This is a genomic window from Pedobacter sp. (genome assembly GCF_035566355.1).
Lineage (GTDB): Bacteria > Bacteroidota > Bacteroidia > Sphingobacteriales > Sphingobacteriaceae > Pedobacter.
In genome coordinates this window covers 1-4,358 of record NZ_DATMRL010000029.1, presented here as the reverse complement: position 1 = coordinate 4,358, position 4,358 = coordinate 1, and the positions used below count along the sequence as shown (strand labels likewise).

Sequence of the window (4,358 nt, the reverse complement as noted above, 5' to 3'; positions counted from 1 at the left end):
AGTCATATCTGCAATAAAATCATTTATTTAAGTTTTGAAAAAATCAGAATTTTATATGAACTGGGCCAAGCAGGCACTTAAATTTATACTGGCTCAGGGGCGGGCGGAGCGTTACGAAGACTGGACTGCCATTGCCAGGCGCAGTATGCTGAATCTTAAAGAACTTTCGCTGGCTTCTGAAGTGCTCTTTATTAAAATAGAAGATGCCATAACCGGGAGAATTGTCAATCCCGAATCTGTAGTTCGTAAACAATATATAGATCCGGACCTCCTGGCTGCATTCGGAAAGGGACCTGGTGCTTTGTATTTTGAACAACCGTTTTCGACGGTAAGAAAGGAATTGTTTGGGCTATTTAAAAATCCGGCGGCACTAGTGGTCATGCCGGTATATCATGAGGTTCTCAATGGAGTATTGATACTTGCCTGGGACAGTCCATTTGATTTCAACAATGATTTTAAGGAATTCATTGAAGCCTGCCACGAAAAAATTAAAGAAAGTGTACAACTTTCTAATGTATATTATTCTCTTGAAGAAATAAAAGTCAGATTTAATTCCATTTTGCAATCTGTTCCTCAAAGCATCGTATTCATCGATGATAGTGGAAGAAATAGCTGGATCAATGGTTATGCATCGAAACTTTTTGGTTTGAAGAGCGGAAATGTATTGCCAGCCGAGTTGTCGGCTGCCATGGAGGAATTGAGAAATAGGGCTGTCAACAAGGAGGATATTTATAAAAGAGGGGTGGAACTCTTTAGATCTGGAGAGAAGAAGCAAGACAATTGGAAGTGGATATTTGATCAGCCAAAAACCTTTGTGTTAAATGTATGCTGCCGACCTACGGTCTCTGAAAACTTTAGTGGAATGCTCTGGATTTTTGATGACGTGACGAATCAATATCTGTTTGACGAGCACATGAAAGCGCTTAACCTCCAATTGGAAGAAAAGAGCAGGCTTGCGGATGAACAAAACAGGGCTAAATCTGAATTTTTGGCCAATATGAGCCATGAGATCAGAACGCCAATGAATGGTGTTATAGGCATGACAAGCTTATTAAGAAATACCCCATTAGATGAGGAACAATTTGATTTTGTTGAATCGATACGCTTGAGTGCGGATGCCTTGCTGGAAATCATTAATGAAATCCTTGATTTTTCTAAAATTGAATCCGGTAAACTGGAACTGGAAGAACATCCTTTCTTTATTCACCGGATCATCGAAGAAACTTATGATCTCTTGTCGGTAAAAGCAGCTGAAAAAGACATTGATTTACTTTACCAGATCGATCCGGAAATTCCCGCAGAGCTGATAGGTGATATGACCCGACTTAGACAAATTGTGGTCAACTTGGTAGGGAATGCTATTAAATTCACACCATCGGGAGAAATATTGACCTCCATTAAGTTGCTCGCCAAGGACAGTCATAATTATCAGCTCGAGTTTTCAGTGAGAGATACTGGTATAGGTATCCCTGAGGATAAAATGCACAAGTTATTTAATTCATTTTCTCAGGTTGATTCTTCCACCACAAGGAAATATGGAGGTACAGGTCTCGGTCTGGCCATTTGCCAGCGGTTAATAGAGCGAATGCATGGGCATATTTGGGCGGAGAGCGAGGTGAATAAAGGGACGACCTTTAAGTTTACCATCAGGCTTAAGGTGAATATAGAGATTAAACAATACAAGCAAGTGAGCAGTCAAACGGATTTAACTGGTAAATCTGCGTTACTCATCGACGATAATAAAACCAATTTACGTATTCTCAAAGGACACTGCGAAATGTGGGGAATGCATGCAGATATTGCAATAAACGGAACAGATGGGATCCAGGCCATAAGTGAAAAAAAATACGACATCGTCATTATTGATCTGCTGATGCCTGATAAAAATGGTGTAGAAACAGCGAAAGAAATAACAGAATTATATGGCGAATCCAAACCTCCCTTGGTGTTGTTCAGTTCTGCGGGATATTTTCCGGCTGATGGTAATGGAGACAGAAAATATTTTTCTGCAATTGTAGATAAACCAATCAAGCAGTCTTATTTTAATAAAATGCTGCTCGATGTACTGGGTAAAAAAGTCAGGAAGGAAAAACTAGAGGAGAAACCGAATCCGGGCCCAGTAGTACCCAGAGAGAACCATGATCCCCTCAGTATTTTGGTAGCCGAAGACAACATCATCAATCAAAAAATTGTAGTAAAGATCTTAAAAGCTATGGGCTATGACTGTGATGTAGTAGCCAATGGGCTTGAAGTATTATCGTCGTTGAAAAGACAACATTACGATATGGTTTTTATGGATGTTCAGATGCCGGAGATGGATGGTTTGCAAGCAACAAGAAAACTTACAGAACTCTATGGTAAGGATAGACCTGTTGTTATTGCTATGACCGCCGGTGCCTTTGAAAAAGATAAACAAGAATGTCTGGAGGCTGGAATGGATGACTATATTACGAAACCTTTTGATAATGAAACGTTTTCAAGGAAGTTTAAACAATGGAAACCAGGTCTTGGAATATAAGCTAACTTTATCTGCTACCTTTATTCTAAATTAACCGATCAATATATGATGCAGCCAAAAGAAACCGGACTAAATCTGTTTACAATACTTTTTAAAGAAATAGAGAACATACACAAACCTATCCAGAAATATTTTATGAGAAATCTGGACTGGGCGTATAAGACACTAACAGATGAAATCTTTGATGCCATAGCCAATAACAATCAAAAACAAGCCGCAAAGGAACTTACTGCCATCAGAAGGGAACTCATTAAACTTCAGCAAATCACGGCGGTTGATCTGATCATTAAATTTGATCCTGAATGGCCAGGTCTTCGAAAGCAGGAAAAAGACAGCCGACCTGATCAGTTCAGATCCGGAATGGTTTACCTGGTGATGGATCGGTTGGACATTGTTATTGAATTTTTAGTGAACTACAAATCAATCCCCCGAGTTCCCAAAAAGATCTGATGGATTTTTGATCTTAATTTTCACACCATTTTTTTCTAAAAATTTGATTTTCTGCAGGTGATTCAACCACGAATTTAAGTTGGACCTTTTTCTGAAATTTATCGAAAAACGACCGATTTTGGTAAAAAGCATTCACAGAGTCCAACGAATCGTTCACAGAGTCCAATTTTTTACAGATTTCATTCTATAGGTTTGTCCTTTGATCTTTCAATTATTTGAACAGATATGAAAGTTATTAATGACAACCAAATATTGTAAAATGAAAATGAAATCACATCTGTTGTGGCTACTAGGAACAGCGGCAATAAGTGCAAATGCGCAAACTGTTTATAAAATGCAACCTGTCGCCATCCAAAGCCGCTGGGCAAAAGAGGTATCTCCTCGAAATGCATTAAAGAACTATCCAAGACCACAAATGGTCCGTACAAGCTGGACAAATTTGAATGGATTATGGGATTATGCAATCACTCCTAAAGATGCAGGCCAGCCCGTGACATTTGAAGGCCAGATCCTCGTCCCTTATCCAATCGAATCTGCACTGTCTGGAGTGAAGAAAATTTTGTTGCCAACAGAGAATCTATGGTATAAAAAGAACATTGATTTCAGTCCTGAAAAGGGTGGGAGGACTTTGCTTCATTTTGGTGCAGTAGACTGGCAGGCTACAGTTTTTGTTAATGGAAAAGAAGTGGGCCAGCATAAAGGTGGTTACTCAGCCTTTTCTTTTGATATAACGGGTGCGCTGCGATCTGGTTCTAATGAATTGACTGTAAAAGTATTTGATCCAACTGATCAGGGAACCGGCCCGCATGGAAAACAGGTATTGAATCCGCAGAATATTTATTATACACCTAGTAGCGGGATCTGGCAAACGGTTTGGCTGGAGACTGTTCCTGAAAACTATATTGAAGGGTTGGTCATGACTCCGGATATTGATAAAGGTGTGTTGAATTTGGAGGTGAAATCGGCTTCTGGTGCTCCGGTAACAACTGTTATTGATGGAAAGACTTTTAAAGGGAATGCAAACGAGCGTATCGTTGTACCGATTGCTAATATGAAACTCTGGTCTCCTGCAAATCCTTATCTATATGACTTAACGGTAAAGCTGGGGAAAGATGAGGTGAAGAGTTATTTTGGGATGCGTAAGATCAGCATTGGTAAGGATGCAAAAGGTATAGACCGCATCTTTCTGAACAACAAAGCTTATTATAACCTGGGTACCCTTGACCAGGGGTTCTGGCCAGATGGCTTATATACAGCACCTACCGATGAAGCCCTTGCTTTTGATATTAAGGCCATCAAAGCAATGGGCTTTAATACCATTCGCAAGCACATCAAAGTGGAGCCGGCCAGATGGTATTATTGGGCAGATAAGCTTGGTATGCTGGTATGG

At 39.9% G+C, this 4,358-nt stretch carries 3 protein-coding genes; all 3 read left to right on the top strand.

Features of this window, described 5'->3' with window-relative positions:
- Nucleotides 1-55: 55 nt before the first annotated feature.
- On the top strand, nucleotides 56-2,518 hold the full coding sequence (locus tag VNZ46_RS01040) for a hybrid sensor histidine kinase/response regulator (RefSeq protein WP_325558205.1): 2,463 nt from the start codon (nucleotides 56-58) through the stop codon (nucleotides 2,516-2,518).
- A 45-nt stretch (nucleotides 2,519-2,563) separates the two neighbouring features.
- Entirely contained in the window at nucleotides 2,564-2,968 is a 405-nt protein-coding gene (locus tag VNZ46_RS01035; RefSeq protein WP_325558203.1) for a hypothetical protein, read from the top strand.
- Between the two features lie 259 nt (nucleotides 2,969-3,227).
- A partial coding sequence (locus tag VNZ46_RS01030) for a glycoside hydrolase family 2 protein (protein ID WP_325558202.1) occupies nucleotides 3,228-4,358 on the top strand: 1,131 nt, incomplete at its 3' end.